The 21,270-nt window shown below is 43.0% G+C and carries 11 protein-coding genes; 2 read left to right on the top strand and 9 right to left on the bottom strand.

Annotation, left to right across the window (positions count from 1 at the left end; translation table 11 throughout):
* Window positions 1–404 precede the first annotated feature (404 nt).
* The gene (locus FLL46_RS01850) at window positions 405–5,288 is read left to right on the top strand and encodes an RHS repeat domain-containing protein (RefSeq protein ID WP_168204001.1); all 4,884 of its coding nucleotides are present in this window, start codon (window positions 405–407) and stop codon (window positions 5,286–5,288) included.
* Window positions 5,289–5,620: 332 nt separating this feature from the next.
* On the opposite strand, the gene FLL46_RS01855 is transcribed toward FLL46_RS01850, so the two are convergent.
* The 4 genes from FLL46_RS01855 to FLL46_RS01870 form a co-directional block, all read right to left on the bottom strand.
* Window positions 5,621–6,253, bottom strand: a complete 633-nt coding sequence (locus FLL46_RS01855) for a hypothetical protein (RefSeq protein ID WP_142891716.1) — start codon at window positions 6,251–6,253, stop codon at window positions 5,621–5,623.
* A 77-nt stretch (window positions 6,254–6,330) separates the two neighbouring features.
* Window positions 6,331–6,588 carry a hypothetical protein gene (locus FLL46_RS01860; protein WP_142891717.1) on the bottom strand — a complete coding sequence of 86 codons (258 nt, stop codon included), beginning with the start codon at window positions 6,586–6,588 and terminating at the stop codon, window positions 6,331–6,333.
* A gap of 345 nt (window positions 6,589–6,933) precedes the next feature.
* Entirely contained in the window at window positions 6,934–7,698 is a 765-nt protein-coding gene (locus tag FLL46_RS01865) for a hypothetical protein (protein ID WP_142891718.1), read from the bottom strand.
* 167 nt (window positions 7,699–7,865) lie between these two features.
* Window positions 7,866–8,330, bottom strand: a complete 465-nt coding sequence (locus tag FLL46_RS01870) for a hypothetical protein (RefSeq protein WP_142891719.1) — start codon at window positions 8,328–8,330, stop codon at window positions 7,866–7,868.
* Between the two features lie 209 nt (window positions 8,331–8,539).
* On the opposite strand from FLL46_RS01870, the gene FLL46_RS01875 reads away from it, so the two are divergent.
* The gene (locus FLL46_RS01875) at window positions 8,540–12,025 is read left to right on the top strand and encodes a toll/interleukin-1 receptor domain-containing protein (RefSeq protein WP_142891720.1); all 3,486 of its coding nucleotides are present in this window, start codon (window positions 8,540–8,542) and stop codon (window positions 12,023–12,025) included.
* 295 nt (window positions 12,026–12,320) lie between these two features.
* On the opposite strand, the gene FLL46_RS01880 is transcribed toward FLL46_RS01875, so the two are convergent.
* The 5 genes from FLL46_RS01880 to FLL46_RS01900 all read right to left on the bottom strand — a co-directional run bounded on the left by FLL46_RS01880 (window position 12,321) and on the right by FLL46_RS01900 (window position 21,135).
* Window positions 12,321–13,184 carry a hypothetical protein gene (locus FLL46_RS01880; protein ID WP_142891721.1) on the bottom strand — a complete coding sequence of 288 codons (864 nt, stop codon included), beginning with the start codon at window positions 13,182–13,184 and terminating at the stop codon, window positions 12,321–12,323.
* Between the two features lie 10 nt (window positions 13,185–13,194).
* The gene (locus tag FLL46_RS01885) at window positions 13,195–13,575 is read right to left on the bottom strand and encodes a GntR family transcriptional regulator (protein ID WP_142891722.1); all 381 of its coding nucleotides are present in this window, start codon (window positions 13,573–13,575) and stop codon (window positions 13,195–13,197) included.
* Window positions 13,576–13,863: 288 nt separating this feature from the next.
* Window positions 13,864–17,133: a S41 family peptidase gene (locus tag FLL46_RS01890; protein ID WP_142891723.1), complete on the bottom strand. Its 3,270-nt coding sequence runs from the start codon at window positions 17,131–17,133 to the stop codon at window positions 13,864–13,866.
* A gap of 310 nt (window positions 17,134–17,443) precedes the next feature.
* Entirely contained in the window at window positions 17,444–18,364 is a 921-nt protein-coding gene (locus FLL46_RS01895) for a histone deacetylase family protein (RefSeq protein WP_142891724.1), read from the bottom strand.
* A 107-nt stretch (window positions 18,365–18,471) separates the two neighbouring features.
* Window positions 18,472–21,135: a bifunctional diguanylate cyclase/phosphodiesterase gene (locus FLL46_RS01900; RefSeq protein WP_142891725.1), complete on the bottom strand. Its 2,664-nt coding sequence runs from the start codon at window positions 21,133–21,135 to the stop codon at window positions 18,472–18,474.
* Window positions 21,136–21,270 lie beyond the last annotated feature (135 nt).

The following is a 21,270-nucleotide window of genomic DNA, read 5'->3' on the forward strand; positions in this document are numbered from 1 at the left end:
CGAAAGATTCAATAGGCACTTACAGTTATCGTGTGGACGCGTGCGTGGCAGTTGGTGGTGGACCCGATTGTCACAAGGGGGCGATCTCAAGCAGCGTAGAAAGCATCCTTCGAGCGGATCCCCTGGCAAACGTCGATCCCGTCGGTGCAGCAATCAGAACCGCAGACACCGTTGGCGCAACCAGCTATAAGTCGTCAACCAATAGCAAAGGCCAGTCGAATATCAGTATTCCGCTGAAACTGCCTAAAGGCGTAAACGGCATCATGCCGTCTTTATCTTTTCTTTACAGTAGCGGTCGTGATGACAAGCGCGCCCATTTAAAACTACCGAAAGACACCATGGATGGTGGTTTCCGTCTGAGTGGCTTCTCGCAGATCCACACCTGCAAGATCAAGGAGACCTACATGTGCCTGGACGGTAAACCACTTGCCACAGTGGTGCAAAATCCTCAAGCCATGCGTTTTCGCCTGCGCGGCGACAGTTTCAGTGCAATCAAGCCACTGGCAAACGGCGGCTACCAATTGACTCAGCCGGACGGTACCGTACTTGAATATGGAACCAGCGATGATAGCTACCTGATTACCAAAGACCCAATGGATTTGGATGTTGTTACCTCCCGCATCCGCAAGATCAAACGCAAGACCGATGTCTTTGGCAACCAGGTGGTTTATCACTACCACAAGAATCAGGAGATCCAAAACAGCTACCCCACTGCGATTGATTACGGCGAAGGGGATAATCTTGTCAGCATCAAAATGAACTACATGAGCCGCAGTTACACCGAGTTGGTCAATGACGATCCAACGCACGTGGTTATCCCTGGCGGCCAGGAAGATCCCTTTCTTTCCTATGAAGTGCAAAACACGCCGCTGCTGAAAGGCGTGGAAATTTGGCGAAATGGAATAAAAATTCGCGAATACCATCTGGCGAGCAAGGAAACTGACACGACTGATGTCTACTGGCTCGATCAGCTTCAGGAGTGTGGCTTCGGTGAAAACGGTGGAAATGAAAGCTGTCTGGAACCCTTGAAGTTCAAGTGGGATTTCCGCGACGGTCCGGCCAAGGGGGCCATTACATCCGTCACTTCCAAATATGGTTTAACAACCGAGTTTGACTACCTGACGATGCAGGAAGGGTCAACTGTCGGTCAGTTTAACGAGCGTCCCTTTGGTGAATTCAATGCGGCAGGCGTCGGTCATGTGAGTGATCTCACCGCCGAAGAGGAGGACGAAGGGAAACTCAAAACGGTTGTTACTGCAATTCGCAAAAGCGATGGACTCGGCGGCTTAAATGAAAAGCAAGTCAGTTATCAGGGGGTTGGTCTGACGACCGAAGCGCACGACTTTGTTGGCTTCGAAGCGATGAAGATCTACGATGTGGTCAGCAATACGACTCGCTACACCCAGTTCGAAACCGCGGGTACCGCCTTCGGTTTACAAAATCAGGTTAACGCCCGCAGTGAAACCTACCTTGGCACTAACAACAGTGGTGAGCTGCTTAGCCAGGTATTTAATCGCTACCTTTATTTCTCAATGGATCATGGCGAATATCATCAGGACGGTCACGGTGAAAAACGCATGCTGACCTACCTTTACCTGAACACGGCACAAACCGTTTACAGTTATCAAGACGGTCAACTGATCAGCGTAAAACAAACGCGCAAAACACCTGAACTGGACACAAACCTTCGCCTGCTGAAAAGCATGACGACAGAAACCGAATGGGCTAGCTCGTCAAATAAAACTAGCGAAGGCAAAGCTGGCGATACCTGGTCTGTCAGTGATCATCTTCTTAGCGGTGTGATACGCAAGCAAAAAGTTAAAAAACAATTTACCAACTACACCAACGACGAATGGATCATTGGCTTTAATCATCAGACCGACAGCGATTGGTTTGAAGGCTCAAGCACGGTGCCTTATCAAAGCGTCAAGGAAACACAAGAAGCCTATGTGCACAATGGTGCGTACACCCATCGAATTGACAACAAAACCAGCTTTAGTGGTGATGCCGACCTCAGCTTAAGCAGCAGTTTTACCTACGACAGTTTGGGCCGACTGCTTACAACAACAGCGAGTGGTGTCGAAGTTGCTTCGCGTACCAGCAGCATCGATGCGTTTGAGTTTGGAGGTAACCCTGCACAAACCACCAATGCCCTTTCACAAACGGCCAGCGCCAAATATGATCTGCGTTTTGATTCGGTTAAAGAAACGACCGACATCAACAACCTTGTTAGCACAATCGGGTTCGATCAGTTTGGTCGTATCAGCACGCAAACCAATCCGGATAACGTCACTGTTAGTACGACCTACGAAAGTTGCGACGGTGTTTGTTCTCGGGTAAACGGACCGAGTGGTCACGGCGGTGCCGACGCACTCATCAAAATCACGCGCAGTTCGCCAGTTACCAGTGATGTTGTCAGTTACTTCGATGTTTTCGAGCGCGAAATTCGCAGTGAAACCATCAGCTTCGATGGCAAAGCTGTTTACCGAGACAGGCTGTATAACAAGCGCGGTCAGTTGGCATACGAAAGCCTGCCGTACTTTAGTGACAGCACACCGAGCTGGATCCACTACGAATACGATGCGTATGGGCGCCTGGCGAAAGTGAATCGGCCCGACAACAGCTCCACACAAACGACTTATAGCGTGGTTGGCGGTCTGCCAGCAACCACAGTTACCCAGCACGTAACTGATGCAGACAAAGCACACACCGATACCCATCGAAAGCAAACGATCCAGAACCGCACGGGCGAAGTTTACCAAGTGCATGATGCTTATGGCAGCAGCGACCAAGTCACTACCGAGTTTGCATACTACCCAACGGGTTTGAGCAAGTGGATCAAAGTAGCAGGCAATGAAGTCGCCAGCTTTAGCTTCGATGTAGCCGGTAATCGGATCACCTTAGTTGACCAAAACCTCGGAACTGTCACCAGCAAATACAATGGTCTGGGTGAACTGCTCTGGGAAGAAGATAATGCCGGTCTGCGCGCAGATTACAAATACGATCTGCTTGGCCGACAAACCAGGGAAACCACCCTCGACGGTGTGCAAAACTGGGTATACGACACCAGCGCCAACGGCAAGGGCCTGCTCGACTACACTGAGTTTGTTGATAACGACTCACGCTTTTACCACAAGCAGGACTTGAGTTATTACAATGACTCCAAGCTGAGTGGTACAAAGGTCGATATCAAAGTTCCGGGTTACACCAAAAGCTACACTTCGGGCGTCAGCTATGACAGCTACGGCCGACTCAAAACCACGACTTATCCTGGCGGTGTCAGCGCCACCAATCATTTCAACTCCCGTGGCTTCCTCGAAAAAGTGTTGGATGAAAACGGTGGTCAGTTGCAAAAAGTCGTCAGTGTCGATGCTTTCGGCAACATTACCAGTGAAGAATTCGGTCCGAGCATCAGCACCGCTAAAGCCTTCGAACCGCTCACTGGCAGTCTACGAAGCCTGAGTTCAACACGCGCATCAAACCAGATTCAAAACGAAAGTTACCGTTGGTTAAGCAACGGTATGCTCGAAAAGCGCGAAGACGCCCGTATCAATGTCAGCGAAACTTTTGACTATGATCCGCTTGGCCGCTTAACCGACAGTTACACCTATCAGAGTTCTGCTTCGTCGCCAAGTCGACAACTCAGTCAGTCATACGATATTTACGGCAACATCAAGACAAAGACGACGGTAATTGGTGAAGGTGATGACTTAACCGATTATGTCTATGACACCTCAGCGAGCATCAGTGGTAACGGTGGCGCAAACGCAGTGAACTCGGTTTACCTGAATGGGGTAAACCGCACTTTAGTTTACAACGCGAATGGTGCAATCAGGCAGTACTTATCCAGCGATGGCGACAACCGTTATTTAGATTGGACGGCACGTGGCAAACCACATCGTGTATCGCGCGGCCCAAGTGAATCTAACTTTAATGCGCGCGACGAATTTGCCTATGGAATTGACGGTGCGCGTTACTACCGCAAAGCTCAGTGGAAGGATACAAACGGTCAGCTCAAAAACGAGCATACTTTTTATGTCGGCGCGTACGAAGAAGTTCTAACCGAAGCGGATAATGAATACAGCGCTTTATATAAAACCCAACTTGGCAACGCAATAAAGATTAAAGGTGTTAAACATGATGGCTACACTATCACCAATAACACAGAATATTTATTGCGTGATCATTTGGGTTCTGTTGCTGCCATTGTTGATCAAAATGGCGACATTATGCGCCTTGCCTATGAACCTTTTGGTAATCGCCGAAAAGATAATTGGTTGGGCAAATTTAATAGCGACGAGTTAGGCACGTTAAACAACAATTTGCGGCGTAAAGTCTCACGTGGTTACACCGGTCATGAACATCTCGACCGTACTGGCTTGATTCATATGAATGGGCGAGTGTATGACCCGACGCTGGGCCGCTTTTTAAGTCCTGACCCGATTGTTCAGGCACCGCATTTCTCGCAGAGTTATAATCGGTATAGTTATGTGTTTAATAATCCGATGCGGTTTGTTGATCCGAGCGGGTACAAAACTACCATTCGTGGATCAGATTCTGGCGGCAGTGTTTGCTTTTGTTCGACGACTTTCTATGGTGGATCACGCAAGGCAATAGCGAGCGCCGCTGCGGCAGTACTACCTCCGGATGCGGATTACCTTGCGCCTGTAATTGCCGACTATGCAACTACTGGAGGATTTAGCACGACTTTTCATTTTAATAACGAGTCAGTTACAACCTATCATCGAATGTCAAATAGAACCAAAAACTATGGCTCCGAAATAGCTGATATTAGAGAAGGGTTTGGAGGAGGAATTAGTCAGAGGGAAGGATTCAGCAACGCACAAAAAGACTCGATAGGGGCATTGATTCAAAACATGGGACAATCTAGTGGTCTACTCGATAGCAATTTTGAGATAGAACTGTACCAAAAATGGTGGTATGGAGATGGTAGCAATTACGAGCTAGAGAAGATTACATTTAATGAAATTCTGTCTGTCGGAATAATTAAATATAAAGAAGCCAAAAGCGTGCCGCTAAGCGATGGTACACAAGGTTTTTCTGCGCCGATAGATACATATGGCAGCCCCAAATATAATTATGGAATAGGAGAAGCAACTGTCTATCTAAACGCAAACATGAAACCTGTTGGGTTCATTGACTTTTACAATTTTGATCAAGGAAACAGAGCGTTCATCGCCGAGAGAGTAACGCGAAGCGTGGGAGAGTTCGGGAAAATTTACAATGCTAATGACTATTACATTTATTACGGAGTTCTTGGTCCATAATTTTATGTGAGTATTAAGAAGCTCAAAGAAATTGTGTTTTCGTTTTATAAACCATAAACGGACACTCAACTAATAAACAATCTCTCACAGATTTTGTGGGAGATTGTCACAATCATCAATCAGTTGAAAAATGCGTTGTTAAAGTTTAGTTGGTTTATAAGCTGCTAAAGCTGAAATGTCTGTCAGCGAAAATTGATTTTGGCTGTAAGCGATTTGCGGCCAGTTGAGTGTCTGGCATTTACTAAGAAGCTAGAGTCATAATTGTACGCTTAACTTAATTCACGTGACTAACGTCCAAAGCAGCGGTGCGAAGCATCCACTACCTTCTCTTGTTAAGTACCCTCATCCTCTACATTTGGTGCCAAACGAAATAGCTTTAATTTATCTTCGACGCCCACAGTTGTAGAGTATTCTTTAAGATACAAGTATACGTCTTGATTTTGTTTGTAATTGCTAGCATATGACCACTCAATACATCTGTGGCAAGTGTTCTCATTTTTCAGGTAATTTTCGAGAAACCGCTTAAGGGCACCGGTGTTTCCAGTTGCCGAAAACCATGCCCATGTTGCGTCAACTTCATAGGGGTGGGTTATGTCAGTTTTCAATACCTTAGACAGTTTTTCCAATGCATCTCTTTCTGTGTAGTGCGGATCCTTACAAGCAAAAAGATAATGAGTCATTTTTTCATTAACGGCTTTAGCTCTAGTCTCTCCTATTTCATTGTAAAATCTCTTGCAATCAAAAAATTCCTCTCGCTCAACTGGTGCTAAGCTAAGTATTACCTCGCCCACAAACTTTGTTTTATTCCCTTCGAGCACATCCATATTAACGACTTCGATCAAAAAATCAGTTAGCTTGGAGTCATCAAGTTTATAAACACTTTGGGCATGCCTTAGTAAGCTCTCCTCGGCAGTGCTAGCTGCCGAGAATAGGGTTATGAGAACTATCGACAGGAATTTAATCATACTTGCTCCTTACTAGTGCTTAACGCTTATTTAAATTGTGAGGCGTATTTGTTCATCGAATCCATTTCTAATTCTTGTTATAACTCTACAGTTTCAATATCAATTTGCCAAGTCGAACCATCTGATTTTTCCTTGAAGTCACTCACATCGAAATACTCTAAAGATTCTATAGTCCAATTTCCGGTATTAGTAATTTCTTCTCTTAACTTGAAAAGTGCCACTTCTCTTGCCTTGACGTCTGCATCTCTCAAAGATCTCAACTCCTCCAATGAAGGGGAGATTCCTGATGGCTTCAATATAATTCTAAACTCTGTTTCAGGATGAGTAATTGACACAAATACTTTCCTATTTCTTACTTATTATTGCTATAACGCAAAGCTAATTTTTTGTGTAGTTTACGCTAAATTTCAGCGTATTGTTACGTTTCATCGACTTTTCCTTGAATAGCCAACCATAAACGGACACTCAACTAGTAGACAATCTCTCACAGATTTTATGGGAGATTGTTTTAATCTCCAATCAGTTAAAAATGCGTTGTCAAAATTTAGCTAATTTACAAGCTCCTAAAGCTGAAATGTCTGTCAGCGAAAGTTGATTTCGGCTGTAAGCGATTTGCGGCCAGTTGAGTGTCTGGTATTTACTACCTATGGATAGCCACCGGAAGTGCATGGAGCAGCAAGTTATTTTGCATCAGCGACCCAATATGCAATGAGTTCAGGGCGATAATCTTTCCACGTAAAAACAATAGACTCCTTATCAAATAATTGAATAAGTTCTTTTGCTCCCTTTATAGTCAATAGAACTTTGTCTTTTGATGAACCAGATTGTGTAATCGCAAATTTACGCTTTGGTTGCTTTTCTCGTATCTGCTTTTTTAGCGCCTTTATACATCCATCAATTTTGCCTTTATTATGCTTGTGGCTTTTACAATTGGCATAAACTCGAAACTCCCCGTCGAACTCAGCCCATTTCACTGGTGAAACTAGAGCGATTTCAGAATTTGTTTTCTGTTTATTCATGAAGATTCTTGCCTCCTCTAGAGACTCAAACTTATGTTCTTTGCGTATCACTTTTCGCATGAGTTGTTTACTTTTAAGTAATTGACTTTTATCAAATGAAAAACTCTTTCCGTCAATAACTGCATATCCACAACCGTCTTCAAAATTCAGCCCGATTTCGTCTACCTTGACCCCATCTTTCAAAATATTTAGATAGTAATTGTAACCACAGGCTGAAAGAGGCTTATCATCGCCTAGCTGCCAATCCCTCTTTATTGATTTAAGAGATTCGACGTTCTCGATAAAAAACTCTTTCATCTCGGCATGGAATTCATGCCTTTGCCCATGGGTTCCAACAACAGAGTAGCCTCCCTCTTTAAAAGCATACTTTTGAAATATACTTTTATCGGTCTTGTTGGCCGCTATTGAACAACTTGAAAGAATCAAAGTTGTCGCGAGGATAATTTTAATCAATAGCTTCATGTATGTTTCCTATTTAATTAACTCTATATTTTAAGGTCTAGGAAACCTTATAACCCTTCAGACGAGCTGGGCGTGTTTTCGTATTGTGTTCGGATAGTGATTTCACCGAAATGGTTTGTCTTGTGTGGGTTTCAATTCAGCTCTGTCAGATCTTCGACCCCAGCCATATCTGCCAACATTTTCGTGTAAACCAGTAACACTTTGCGCAATTCAGCAAGTTCTGTTCTAAATTGACGACAATGTTCAGGATCGTCGAAAGCGCCTTCCAGAGAAAGTCCGTGCCATTTCGCAGTGAAAGGACGAACCACCTGGTTAAGAACAACAATCGCTATTTTGGCGAACTCTGCACAATTTCTTCCATGTGTTTTCAACACACTTCTGGTGAGTGAAAAAAGTGAGTGGATACTTGATAAGGCGGTTTGTTCGTCGCCGCATTCGTCGCTTGTTTGAGTTGTCGTTCGAGTCAGTAATTCGACATAAAGTTCCCAGGCTGCGGCCTTATCTTCGTCTCGTGGTTTCCACTCTAAATCAAGGAAAGGTGTTTTTATTCTTAAGGCTGTCATATTCCAACTTTCAAGCCAGTTTTTCCATTTCATTGGAACCTCCTCCATTTTTACCATGATTAATTTTGTTGATAAAAAAACAACTAAAAAATAATACAAAATTTAAATGACAAAGTTTTTCCTGTCGAAAATTAGACGTGCACATTTTCACCACTGGACGGGAACCATTAACTAATATACGCTAATAAAGTGATAATTGCAGGCAGATCATTGATTTGCTCACCTTTTCGGGAGGGATTCCTATGCAAAGCTATGACGTTTTTATCTCTTATGCCAGAACATCTTCATTTGATGAAGCACATCAGTTCGCAGCATTGTTAACAGACAATGGTATTTCTCACTTTATTGATGACAGGTCAATTCCTTTAGGAAGTCGTTTCCCACAAGATATTGCAAAAAGTCTGCTTAACTCCAGGGTGATGGTTGTATTTGTGGACTCCGTTTATTTCGAGCGTTATTGGTGCGTTTGCGAATATCAGTTAGGCATTGCTTTGTACCGAAAGAACATCTCTAACGGCAAGGTTGAATCACCGCTTGAGCATATGCTTATTGCACTACCTGAAAATACTGAGTTAGATATGGTAAAAGCTCACCTACCACCGTTATTGTCCAATACCTCCTGGCCTGCTTCTGACAATAGCGCCGATCTGGTTGAGCTGGTGATACGGAAGTTGGAGAAAGATCCGGATGTTATTGGCAATCAATTGGATGAGTTTGATGACAATGCCGTAAAAATGTTACTCGATGGCGGTTCTATTCCAGTTCCCGCAGTGATTAAAAATATTCCTAATTTTCTGAAAAATATTCCCGATGGACTGGGTAATGAGTTCATAGGCCGGCAGGATATTCTTTGGAGAATATTTCATTCACTGGAAACGAATGGTGTTGCTGGTAACGCTACAACTTGTGTACTGCGAGGGCTAGGTGGAACAGGGAAAACACAAATTGCAGCAGAGTATGTTTGGCGTTACGGAGCACGTTATTACCCTGGCGGTATCATCTGGTTAAATGCCGACTGTGATGAAGAAGAGTTATTTGAACAGCTCTATGATATCGCGCTGAAATTTCTTCCGAATATTGAGCCTGTCGACCGGTTTCATTTTGATGTCGAGGCTATATCATCGAGGTTAGTTGATTACTTTAGCGAAAGAGAAAATGATAAAGCGGTATTGTGGGTGGTGGATAATCTACCTGAACCGAAAAAAGGCCAACGTATTCAACCGCTAAAGTATTGGTGCCCGGTTGAGCAATATGTGCGTGTACTGGGTACGACACGGCGCTCAAAAATTAAAGTGGGTACATTAATTCGCGTATCAGAGTTTTCGCCGGAAATTGCCATTGAAATGATTACTCGAAATGAAGTGAAGAAAGACTGGTTAAGCAATGACGAGTGGAAAGAAATTGTTAACTGGGTTGGGTGTTTGCCTTTGGCCTTAAAGTTATTACAAACGCTTCTTAGTGAGAAGTTTATTGCTGTGAAGTCATTGCTAAGCAAAGCGAGAGAGGAAGAGCCTGCTGATTACTTAAAAGACGAAATTGATTCTTTACAAGAAGAAGTTGAAGAAAACTACTTAAGGGGAGTTACTGAGACGTTTCACTTATCCTACGCACTGTTGCAGAATGACCATGAGATGCAAAGCGCGTTACAATTCTTCGCGTTTCTATCATTTGTCGCGGTGCCTCAACCACTGTTAACTTTAACGATATCCGAAAGGACATTAGGGAAGTTAGCAAATCGCAGTTGGATTCAATCCTCTGAGTCAACCAATGATAAAGATAGCGGAAACAACATAGTCAGGCTCTGGCAAATGCATCGACTTGTTTCCAGCTATGTGCGTTCTCAAACTCGCCAGCCGGTCATTTTAGTTGCTATGGTCGCAGAATGGCTGACGAAGGTTTTTGAAAGTGATCTTCATTGGCATTTGCTTAAACGGTGTAACCCTCATTTATTTCGATTGCGCAATAATGCACATCATTTTCTCATCGAAAATAATCCAGAGACTTTCGAGGTTGTGAGTAAAGTTAACTTTTGTGGACAAACTGTCGCTTTAACTCGACTGGACGATGAGCGTTTAGATGGTGCTCGCTATCTTGGTGCATGTCTGGTTTATTGGAGTAATGATGTTGATACTTTTCTCGAACGACTGGAAAACAAAATTGCTGAAGATGATATAAAGGTATTATCCAACCTACCGCATCTTCTGCAGGTTTTCAGAAATTCTCAACGAGCTGCAAATCTATTTGTTCAATTATTAAATCATTCTGATTTAGAGGTGTGTAGAAAGGCAATGGTGTACGTGGGAAATTGTCAAACTCCTGAAATTGTTGCAATCCCTTTTTTAGAAGTTTTAATTAACCCTAAGCACGAAAATATTCTCGATAATGTTATCAATAGCTTTGAAAATTTATTTACGGCTAATTCACCAAGTCTCGATATTATTTTACCAAAATTAATCGATTTAGCGAAAGATGGTGAGTATCAGGGAATGGTAAGTGCAAGGCTTTTGTCCCGTTTGTTTGCGCATTTGGGCGAGGAGTTGGTGACTGCAAATTTTAGTGGTATTCGACTTGCGAACGAACTAATCGAAATTGTAAAAACTACCAACGACGAGAAAATTGCTTTACAACTTGCAGATGGGTTAGGGCGGGTAGATAGCGATGAAATCTATACTCAAGTGATTGGCTTGCTTTCGGCTGAGGACAGGCAGGAAATTCAATTGCAGCGTATTAAAGCGGTTAATCAATATTTGCATATCAGAACTTATCCACCGACGCCAAAAATTAAAGTTGAATATAAAGAGGACGGCGGCGTGGCTTTGCATGCTGGAGAAGGTGGTTTTTTTCCAACAAAAAAAGCGCGCCCTGAACTTAATCGACCCTTAGGAGATTTTGTATTGAAGTTGGTTCATCCCGATATTTTTGAACAGGCTATTGAAATTATTTGTCAAAGCAGCGTCGGGCAATTCGGTCTGGTACAAGCGGTTTATGATGTGATTGATGCGGGAGAATATCAACGAGTTATCGCCGTAGCTAGCAAAGCCATGGAGTATTCACCGGACTTTCCAAGTCCCTACATGTGGCGAAGCGAATGTTATGAAGCATTAGGGCAATTTGAAAAAGCGTTGAGTGATCAATCGATGTTGATTAATATGACGACGAATTTACCTGAGCAATACCGGGCTGAATACATTGCAAGAAGAGGGTTTATTCAAGAACAGTTAAACAATATTCCTGGTGCCATTGAGGATTATTCGAGTGCCATTGAACTTGATTCTGAAAATAGTCAACACTACCAATATCGTGGTTACCTGTATAAGTTGGCTAATGATGTTGAAAAAGCGTTCGAGGATTTTACACAGGCAGTTAAACTTAACCCTGAAGAGACTTATTCACTATATGAAAAAGCAATGTATCAGGGAGGACGCGGTGAATATGCCCTTGCTCTCATTGACTTAAAGAAGCTGTTGGCGATAGATAAGAACCACCATGCTGCCTGGTATTTGCAAGGCCTTTGCAACTTAAACCTCCAACTTTACCCTCCGGCTATTGAATCGCTGAGTAACGCAATTTTACTGGAGCAGAATGTTGGCGAATATTATTATATTCGAGGATTAGCACGGTTTTATTGTGATTTAAAAGATGATGCACGGCGTGATGTTGAGCTGTGTCTTCAACTGAATCCCGATCATGGTAAATGTCAAGAACTGCAAAACTTGTTGGAAGAGTAGCCGTTTTATTCGATTGACTCGCATTCAAATATTTCGAACGCTTTTTTTCGATGAGCGATTCGTCAGGAGTTGCGGTTATGAAATACGACAAAGTAATCATCACACCCGCAATGATTATTCCGTTCATAAAGCTTCTCCTGATGGTAATGTTGTTTGTATCTTTAGTGACTGGGAACATGACGCTGAGTCAAGTGTTCCCACATTTAAAGTATACTCAGTATTTTGTAAAGCTGACTAAATATGCGAGTATCGTTGAGCTAAATAATTTGAGTTTAAGTAACTTAAAGCTAAATAATTAAGTCGTTGAAACATCTTCTCGATACACTTCGAAATCAGTTTCTTCCATACTCGCTTCTTGTACCATTGTGCCGATTGAAATAAATGCGATTAGCTGAAAATATAAACTGGCGATACTAGGTTCAAAAGATTCAATATCAAATTTATCTCCTGCGGCTACGACTGCAAAATATAAGCTCATTGTGATGCTCAATAACACCAGAGAACTCACGCTAATTTTTATTTGCCGAAAGCGATCTTTATTTTTTTGATATGGGTTGAGCTTTTTCCCTCTTAAATTCCAGATAATTATTCCAATCAGAAAAAGATTGCTCATTAGTAGTATAAATGCTCTTTGAACCGTGTCATGGCCCCATTGAATGACAAAGTCGTGGACATACAAGTCAAACAATACACTGGCAACATACATGAATATCGCGATACCAATTAGTGTGGGTGAAACGAAATCTTGCAATCTGCGCGGCTGTAATTCGGCTTTTCTAGTCGTGCTTGAATTGGCTTCTCTCATTTGTTTAAAGCGTTTGAAACATGAAATTTCCATCAAAATAAATGGAGAAAATTGAAGTAGTCCAAATAGCACCGGAATAACTTTTGGAAACTGTTCTTCAGACGAGTTTTCCCATACGCCGATTGCGATCAGGAGTATTAAACCAAGTACTAACACAATGCGATTGATCAGGTTAAAACTTTGATGCCTTTTTCCTTCAGGCTTTACTAGTTTCGGGTAGAGCTTGGGATATTTCGATGGCGGATATTTTTTGAATATCCTCTCAGCTCGATCAACTAATTTTTTTGAAAAATAGAAATTAATTAGCAGGATTTGACTTAAAAATATTGGATAAAATAATATATTATCTATCATGTATGTCTCCTTAATTGCCGCGATTGTTCATCGCGTTTCCAAATGCAATTCTTATTTCAGAATCGGTAACACCGGATTCTCTAAATGTTGTGATCATTTCGTTTAGTTTTGTCATTACCCACTCATTTAAGTCGACAGTGCTATTTGACTTAGCATCGGGATGAATAAATGTGCCACGATAACCTTTGGTTTGAATGACCGAGTCTCGCTCTAGCAGTCGATAGGCTTTTGCAACCGTTTTGCTGTTGAGCTCCAGATCATTGGCGAGTTGCCTGATAGAAGGTAGCGCATCGCCTGGACCAATTTTATCGCTGAGCACGGCCTTTTTTATCTGTTCGATCAACTGAGCAAACAGTGGGACCGGATCGTCAATGTCGATAGTTATTTCCATAATTTTAATATGACCCATATGAACCATGTGTGGTGATGGTACAATGGGTTCGAGCAAAATGCAAGGGCAAAATTTGATCAATACCGGCTTGTGATTGTGAAATGGAGAGGAATTAGTGAGAATTCGATACCGTATCAACGGCCTGTTTTTCTTTAAATATTAACGAGTTACTGTGGCTTATTTAGTGGGAACTTTGATGTGAAAATGATATTTGCTTAAGGCTGTTTGAATTGCTCCCACTGCCTGTGTGGGAGCAATCGATTATGACTATATGTACTCGATTAATGCTTATTGAATATCTTCCGCAGGCGTATTAACATCGGAAAAAGGCTTTGCTTGAAGCTTTGGAATAGGCTCTTCTTTGAGCTTTTTATTAAGGTATGCAATTGCGGCTTCAAGCTGCGCGTCTTTTCCCATAAAGGTTTCGTAAGGTAAATTGTCGACTTCAATGTCGGGTTTCACTCCATACCCTTCCAGGACCCATCGACCATCTATCGCGTATTGCGCAAATTCAGCTGCCCGGGCAATACCGTTATCAACCATTCTATTTTGGCTGCGTAGCCATACGCCGGCGCCTGCCGTTTGCTTGCCGATAACCGGCCCGAGGTTCAAAGCTTTAACACCGGCTGTAAAAGTTTCGCCGTCCGAGTAGGTATATTGATCCGCCAATACAACCAGGTGCCCGCGAAAAGTTTGTTGCATATTGGTGAATGAGTCGCCGGTTGTCGGTTGCCAAAAGGCCCAGGCACGACGGAGCAGTTTCTCAATGATCCAGCTATCAATGTTGCCACCGCGGTTGCGGCGTACATCAATAATTAATCCGTGTTTTCGGTAGTTAGCGTAAAACTCTCTGGCGAAATTAGCAATGTCATTTGAGCCCATGGCGTGCAAATGTAAATAGCCGATTTGAGGGGCTGATTTTGATACTTTTTCTCGATTGTTATTCACCCAATCGTTATATCTGAACTGATAATCCTGTCCTCTTGAAGCTGGCACCACCACAGTCTTAACTTGTTTCTTGCCTCGTTTAAGTTCTAATAAAACCTGCTTGCCGGCTTGATTTCTCAGTTGTCGATTGACTGCGTCAACCGAGTTTGTTTTGACGCCGTTAACCGCACTGATAATATCGCCTTCTGCTGCGTTAACACCAGGTTTCAATAATGGTGAGGCTTGCGAAGGGAGTTCTGGATCGTAACGGTAAATATGGTCAATCGATACACCTTTCCTGGTTTGGCTAAGTATCGCGCCAAGTGTTGCTGTTTTGGCCATTGACGGATCGCTCGGGTAGTCGCCGCCTCTCACCTGTGAATGGAGTGAGTTTAGCTCTCCCATCATCAGTTTAAGTATTTCGTTTAGTTCATAGCGATCAGTCAAGCGATCAAGTAGCGGAGTATACTTTTTCTTCGCTTCGTTCCAGTCAATTCCGCGCATATTTTTATCATAGAAAAAATCGCGGTGCATTAGCCAGGCATCCTGAAACATTTGTTTCCACTCCTGTTTCGGATTAAGCAGCAACTGCCAATCTTTTGTGACAACTTTGGTGCCTTTTGTGTCTTTAGGGAATTTGTCGCCTGAATCAACGATAAACATATTCGCGTTGTCATTGCCTTCCTTGAGTACGAATATCTTTTTGCCATCGTTTGACAGGGCATATCCAGCAACTTTGTCCGTAAATGTCACCAATTCAGGAGAAGGTTTTATCTTTATTGATTTAATTGTTGGTTTGCTTTTCGGTTCATTAATTCTATCTTGCACAAACAGAAATTTATCATTAACGGTCAAGTTACTATAGTTGCCTGAATCGATGGGAACTTGCCAAAGGCGCTTCGTTAACCCTTTCCATTCAACTGTTTTTTTAGTTTTTTTCTTGGCTGACTTTTTACTTTCTGCTTTATCTTTTGTCGTACTATTTTTAGGCATCAGCTCGTTTGGGGATTGGAATGGAAACACCGCTGATTGTGTTAATCCGTAAGCAAATATTTGGGTTCGTCGATCAAATACCGTTCCCATTACTCGATCTCCCCATGGTGCACCAGGGGTGGCTTTAAAATGTCTGTCGGATAAAAAGTACAACCATTCACCATCGGGACTAAATGCCGGTGAATAAGCGTTGTATTTATCGCTGGTTAACACTTGTTGTTTTTTGTCATCGAGAGAATACAAAACAATGCGGCTACGCTCGTCGTCTTGATGAGACTGAGTAATTGCCAGCAAACGACTATCTGCAGACCAATTTACATCAGCGTAAGGACTTAATCCGTCACTTCCGGATAGTATTTTTTTGTTGCGAGCGTTATCTGTATTGAGCAACCATAAGTTGCCGCTTCTGTCATCGTGGGCAATCCATTTTCCGTTGGGGGAGAGGGATAGAGACCAACGAAAAATAGAACCATCGTCAGTCAACTGTTTCGAATTTTTTGAACCATCGGCGGCAAAACGCCAAATCTCATTTTCGCCGCTGGCGTCATTTATCGCGTAGACCCATTTTCCATCGTGGCTTAACAGAGCATTGCGAGTACGTGACTGTAGCGGGGTGGCAATTTCAACCAGACGAGACTTATCAATTCCTGCGATAGCGACTCTGCCGCGGGCGGTAATAACTATCTTTTTTTGTTTTCCTGCCAATCGGCTTGAGGTCATATATTTTAGTGGTTTGTTAATCCAACGCTCGCGTAAATTAGGAAAATCGGAAGTGAGTTCAAGATTCAGTTTTTGACTCTTCGATGAACTGAGATCCAGCAACTTGATATCTGCGCCATGTTGATAAACAATCTTGTCACCGTTTATTTGTGCAGAACGAATCGGCCAGTCCTGGTATTGGGTCACTTGTTGAAAATTACCGCCTTCTAAATTCATTGACCAGATGTTGTCTGAGCCGCTGGCATCGCTGATAAAGTAGAGTTTATTTTGGTGAACCATCGGTTGGCGTGAGGAGCCGATATGGTTACCGGTCAGTTTTTTAGCTTCTGATTTTGAGCCTAACTTGAATTGCCACAGCTCGCCCTTAGCACCACCGCGGTAATTCCTGGCATTGTCCGTTGAAATCTGGAGGCCAAATTGGGTGAAATAGATATTTTTACCTTGTTGATCGATGGCTCCTTCAACCGCGTCAGCCAGAGGAATAGATTCAACCACCAAAGTTTTTGGATTGACCTTTCGCAGAGTCCAGTTACCGGTTGGGCCGATACGGTTGTTGGTACTGTAAAGAATATTTCCATCTGGTGTCCAACCTTGCACTCTGACACTGCTGTTTTCAAAACTCACGCGTTTTGAGACACCGCCTTTAACCGGGATAACATAAACTTCGGTTGCACCTTCATAATTGGCGGCATAGGCTATCTGTGTGCCGTCGGGTGATAATTTGGCTTGTTTTTCTTCTGCAGGATGAGTTGTCAGCCGTTTGGCTTCTGGCTGGTCGACCCTGGTGACCCATAAGTCGCCTTCTGCAGTAAAGACCAATGTATTTTGGTGAAGAGTAGGAGAACGGTAGTAGCCAACTGAAGCAGAAGCAGAACTACTGAACGCGAAAATAAGTGCCAATGTTAATCGCAGTTTCATAGTGTTTTTATCTCATTTTTTGATTTTATTTTGTCTTGATGCTGTTAGGGACTGTTTATCTCAAAAGGTTAAAAACTCTCTCCTTTCTTCAAGACAGAACGAAGTTCTAAAGCATACTACAATGCGTATTCTAACTGTAATTTATCAGCAAAATTCAACACGAAAAATTGTGTCTAATCATGATCAGGTTTTTACGACAATCGAGTTTTCGTTTCGAACAATTGAATTGGCAGCAGGATTTCAGAAACGATTGTAAAATCGCATTACTTTGGGTGGGAGGTATCGACCTACTATTATTTGAGATTAAAGGCTAACTTAATAGCCCTTCGAGGTGGGCTACGACACTTCGACCGAGCGCCCCCAGGGAATATCCGCCCTCTAGTACAGAGACTATCCTACCATCGCTATATTGATCGGCAATTGACTTGAGTTCTCGGCTTACCCAGTGATAATCCTCTTCATAAAGCATTACCTGTGACATATTATCTTCAGCATGGGCATCAAAACCCGCAGATATCAATAATAGTTCTGGCTTGAACTGGTGTAGTGCCGGCAGCCAGTCGTTAGTAATTGCCTGTCTAAATTCCTGACTACCTGCGTTAGCCGACAATGGAGTATTAATAATATGTGTGGGGTGAGCTTCGGTTCCGCTAAAAGGGTAAAATGGGTGCTGGAAGGTTGAGCAGAATAAAAAACCGCTTTCATCTCTCAAAATATTTTCGGTGCCGTTACCATGGTGCACATCAAAGTCGACTACTGCAACCCGTGCTAACTGATACTGTTGTTTTGCATAGATTGCGGCGATCGCGACGTTATTAAACAGGCAAAATCCCATCGCTTTGTCGCGTTCTGCATGGTGGCCAGGCGGCCGTGTGGCACAGAAGGCTGCGTTGACTTCCTGGCTCATTACCAGGTCGACAGCATTGGTTGCAGCACCTGCAGAAAGTAACGCCGCATTCAGCGATTCTGGCATCATTGCGGTATCCGCATCGAGTTGCAGGATTCCTTCTCTGGGGGCATTTTCAAAAATATACTCAATGTATTCGGCGTTGTGAGCCAGCTCAAGTTGTTCCTGTTTTATTGGCTGGGCATTGATGTGGAGAAGGTGCGGTTCTAATTCACAATTAGCTATTTCTTGTTGAATGGCAGCAATTCGTGCGGGGCGTTCGGGATGATGCTCGCCGACATTGTGGGCGCTGCAATCTGAGTGACTGATTATTCCTAAAGACATGACAAGGTCCTCCAGTAGCTTTTATGTGCCTGATCCACGAGCTTGTTTAGGCATGCGTTAAAGATAAACAGACTCTGCCTAAATTTCAAATTGTGAGGTTGCTTAGACTAATTGATAAAACTGGTGGAAGTTGCATACTCTTGAACAAACTTAATCAATTGGTGCTTCGGCATGGGTTTGGCGAATAGATATCCCTGGCCAAAGCGACAATTCAGATTTTGTGCAAGCATCATTTGTGCTTCCGTTTCTATGCCTTCCACCACAATATCCATTCCAAGATTGGTGGCAAGGAATCCAATGGATTCGATTAGAGTAATATTACTGTTATTTTCGGAAGTTGACTGAATAAAAGATTGATCGAGCTTGATCAGATCAAAAGGAAATTGATGCAAATAACTGAGCGAAGAATATCCGGTACCAAAATCATCTAAAAATACTTTCATTCCGATAGTTTTCAGCTCTTGCACAAACTGTATGGCCGCTTTGAAATCTTCTACCAGAATACTCTCAGTAATTTCTGCATTGAGTTTGCTTGGGTCGATTTTGTATTTGGCGATAAGCTTACGAATTGACTCGTCCGAGGTTCGCGACAGGATTTGAATCGCTGAAATATTAACATTGACGTAAAGCGATTCAGTAGCGCTAATTTGAGAAAACTCGTGTAACGATTGGCAGGCCATTTCCACAACTTTTTCGCCTACCTCCTGGATTAACCCGGTTTCCTCCGCGATTGGGATAAACTCAACCGGGCTGATAAAACCTTCGGTTGGATGTTCCCACCGAATCAGGGCTTCAAGTCCAACGATGCTATTGGTAAATAGTTCTAATATAGGTTGATAATAAAGTGATAGCTGATCAGTACCGATGGCGTTACGTAAGTCTTGCTCTAACTGTAGTCGTTTGGAGACAATTTTTTTGATGTTGGCGTCAAACAAACAGTAACGGTTTTTCCCATCGTGCTTTGCTTGATACATGGCAGAATCTGCATCGCCGATCACTTGCACTGCATTGTCTTTTCCTACCTTCGCTAGCCTGACACCGATACTGGCACTGGTAATCAGGGAATGCTGCTCAACTTCTACGGGACTGCGTAATTGGTTCAATACTCTTTCTGCGAGTCGAATAGCCACTTTTTCTGAACGTACATCAGACATTAAAATACAAAACTCGTCACCCCCTAATCGAACCACAACGTCGTTGTCACGCATACAACTGGTGAGTCTTTTTGCCACTTCCACTAAAAACAGGTCACCGATATGATGACCCAAACTGTCATTAATTATTTTAAACCGGTCCAGGTCGAGAAATAGTAGCGCGATATCACACGAAGATTCAGTTAACTCACCTTCAAGTACTATTTTTAATTGTTCCGTCAGGTATTTTCGATTGGGTAATTGGGTAAGAGCATCATGGAGCGATTCGTGCTCAAGTTGTTTTTCGATTTTGCGCCGCTTAACAATCGTTTTTTCAAGAACGGAAGTTCTCTCTTTTACTCGTCGCTCTAAGTTTTCATGGGCCTGTTTGAGTGCATCAGCGTCTTTTTTACGCAAAATTGCTGTCGCGACCTGCTTGGCGATGGTGATTAATACGGAAAGGTTCTGGTTGCTGTGAATATGATTTTTATCATAGCTTTGAACCACAATAACGCCAAAAGTCGCTGCTTGATCTTTTAGAGGGACACCCAACCAGGAAATTGGCTCAGGGCCGAGGACTTCCCGTTTTTTATCTTTTGAGCGTTCGAATAAAATAGGTTCGCCGGTTTGAAACACTTTTACTGTGAGGCTGGAAGGTTCTGAATCATTCTCGCTATCTAGTTGAATGATGCCGGGTCGCGCATCGTGCTGGTCTGCAAAATAGGGAAATTCCAACGCATCTTTATCTTTAGATACTATCGCAATAAACGCATTTTCGGCATACATTAATTCGGAAATGGTGCGATGCACACCTTCAAACAAGTCATTTAAACTGGTTGCAGTGCTCACCAGGTCGGTAATTTTGAATAAAGCTTTCTGAATTTTCTCGCTGGTTCTCCTAACTTTTACCTCATTGGCAAGCATCAAGTTAATCTGGTTGAGTTCATTAGTACGTTCTTGCACTCGATTTTCGAGTTCCAGATTATTTTGCTGCAATTTCTTGTGTGCATCTTTGAGCGCTTCTGCACTTTGTTTGCGGCTCAAACCCGTTGCGATATGCTGGGACACATAGGTGAGTAGATTTTCGTCACGCTTGCTGTAGCTAAAGCCCGGCGCATAGCTTTGTACCACAAGTGCACCCAGCACTTTGTCACCTTGAATGAGTGGAACGCCAATCCAGTCTTCGGCATTTCTTCCTTTTCCGCCCATTTGGGCGATTTGCTGAGCGTTGAGGTGCAGCAATTTTCCCTGCGTTATTACTTGCATTGTTGGTGAGGCTTGATACTTCTCGGCAGAGTGGATTTTCTCTTTGTTGTGTAATGGTTCGTCTTTACCTTGCTCGTTATCCTCATCATCCTCGTAATAAGGGAAACTTAAACCGTTGACGTCCTGATGATATAGCGCGATAAAAAAGTTTTTAGCTGAAGTCAGCTCGCTGACTATGTTGTGTAATTCGCAGTAAAATTCGTATAAATCCGCCGTTGAATTAGCGATATCGACGATTCTGAAGAGGGCGTTTTGTAATTTTTTTGCGGCCGTGAACCGTCTCGCCGCTTTTTCTAATTCAGCATTTCTAACCTTGAGGTCTTTAATTTCTTCGCAAAGATCCTTTTCTGTCAGCGTCGTTTCGTTCTTCAATATATGAAAAGTATCCTGTGGCCTGGGGCGTGCTTATCTTTCGTTATTTGAGATTGCCGATGCCATTTTTTTGTCCAGCAAGGCAAAAGATGAACCATGTAGCCATTCTACAGGTTCAGCTTTTAACGCCGCTGG

The sequence above is a fragment of the Aliikangiella coralliicola genome (assembly GCF_007004725.1).
Classification (GTDB): Bacteria; Pseudomonadota; Gammaproteobacteria; order Enterobacterales; family Kangiellaceae; genus Aliikangiella; species Aliikangiella coralliicola.

What these genes read in the sequence shown, in the direction of transcription:
- FLL46_RS01890 (WP_142891723.1), bottom strand. Translation starts at nt 17,133, where the DNA reads ATGAAACTGCGATTAACATTGGCACTTATTTTCGCGTTCAGTAGTTCT.
- FLL46_RS01880 (WP_142891721.1), bottom strand. Translation starts at nt 13,184, where the DNA reads ATGATAGATAATATATTATTTTATCCAATATTTTTAAGTCAAATCCTG.
- FLL46_RS01850 (WP_168204001.1), top strand. Translation starts at nt 405, where the DNA reads ATGTGCCTGGACGGTAAACCACTTGCCACAGTGGTGCAAAATCCTCAA.
- FLL46_RS01875 (WP_142891720.1), top strand. Translation starts at nt 8,540, where the DNA reads ATGCAAAGCTATGACGTTTTTATCTCTTATGCCAGAACATCTTCATTT.
- FLL46_RS01895 (WP_142891724.1), bottom strand. Translation starts at nt 18,364, where the DNA reads ATGTCTTTAGGAATAATCAGTCACTCAGATTGCAGCGCCCACAATGTC.
- FLL46_RS01885 (WP_142891722.1), bottom strand. Translation starts at nt 13,575, where the DNA reads ATGGAAATAACTATCGACATTGACGATCCGGTCCCACTGTTTGCTCAG.
- FLL46_RS01855 (WP_142891716.1), bottom strand. Translation starts at nt 6,253, where the DNA reads ATGATTAAATTCCTGTCGATAGTTCTCATAACCCTATTCTCGGCAGCT.
- FLL46_RS01870 (WP_142891719.1), bottom strand. Translation starts at nt 8,330, where the DNA reads ATGAAATGGAAAAACTGGCTTGAAAGTTGGAATATGACAGCCTTAAGA.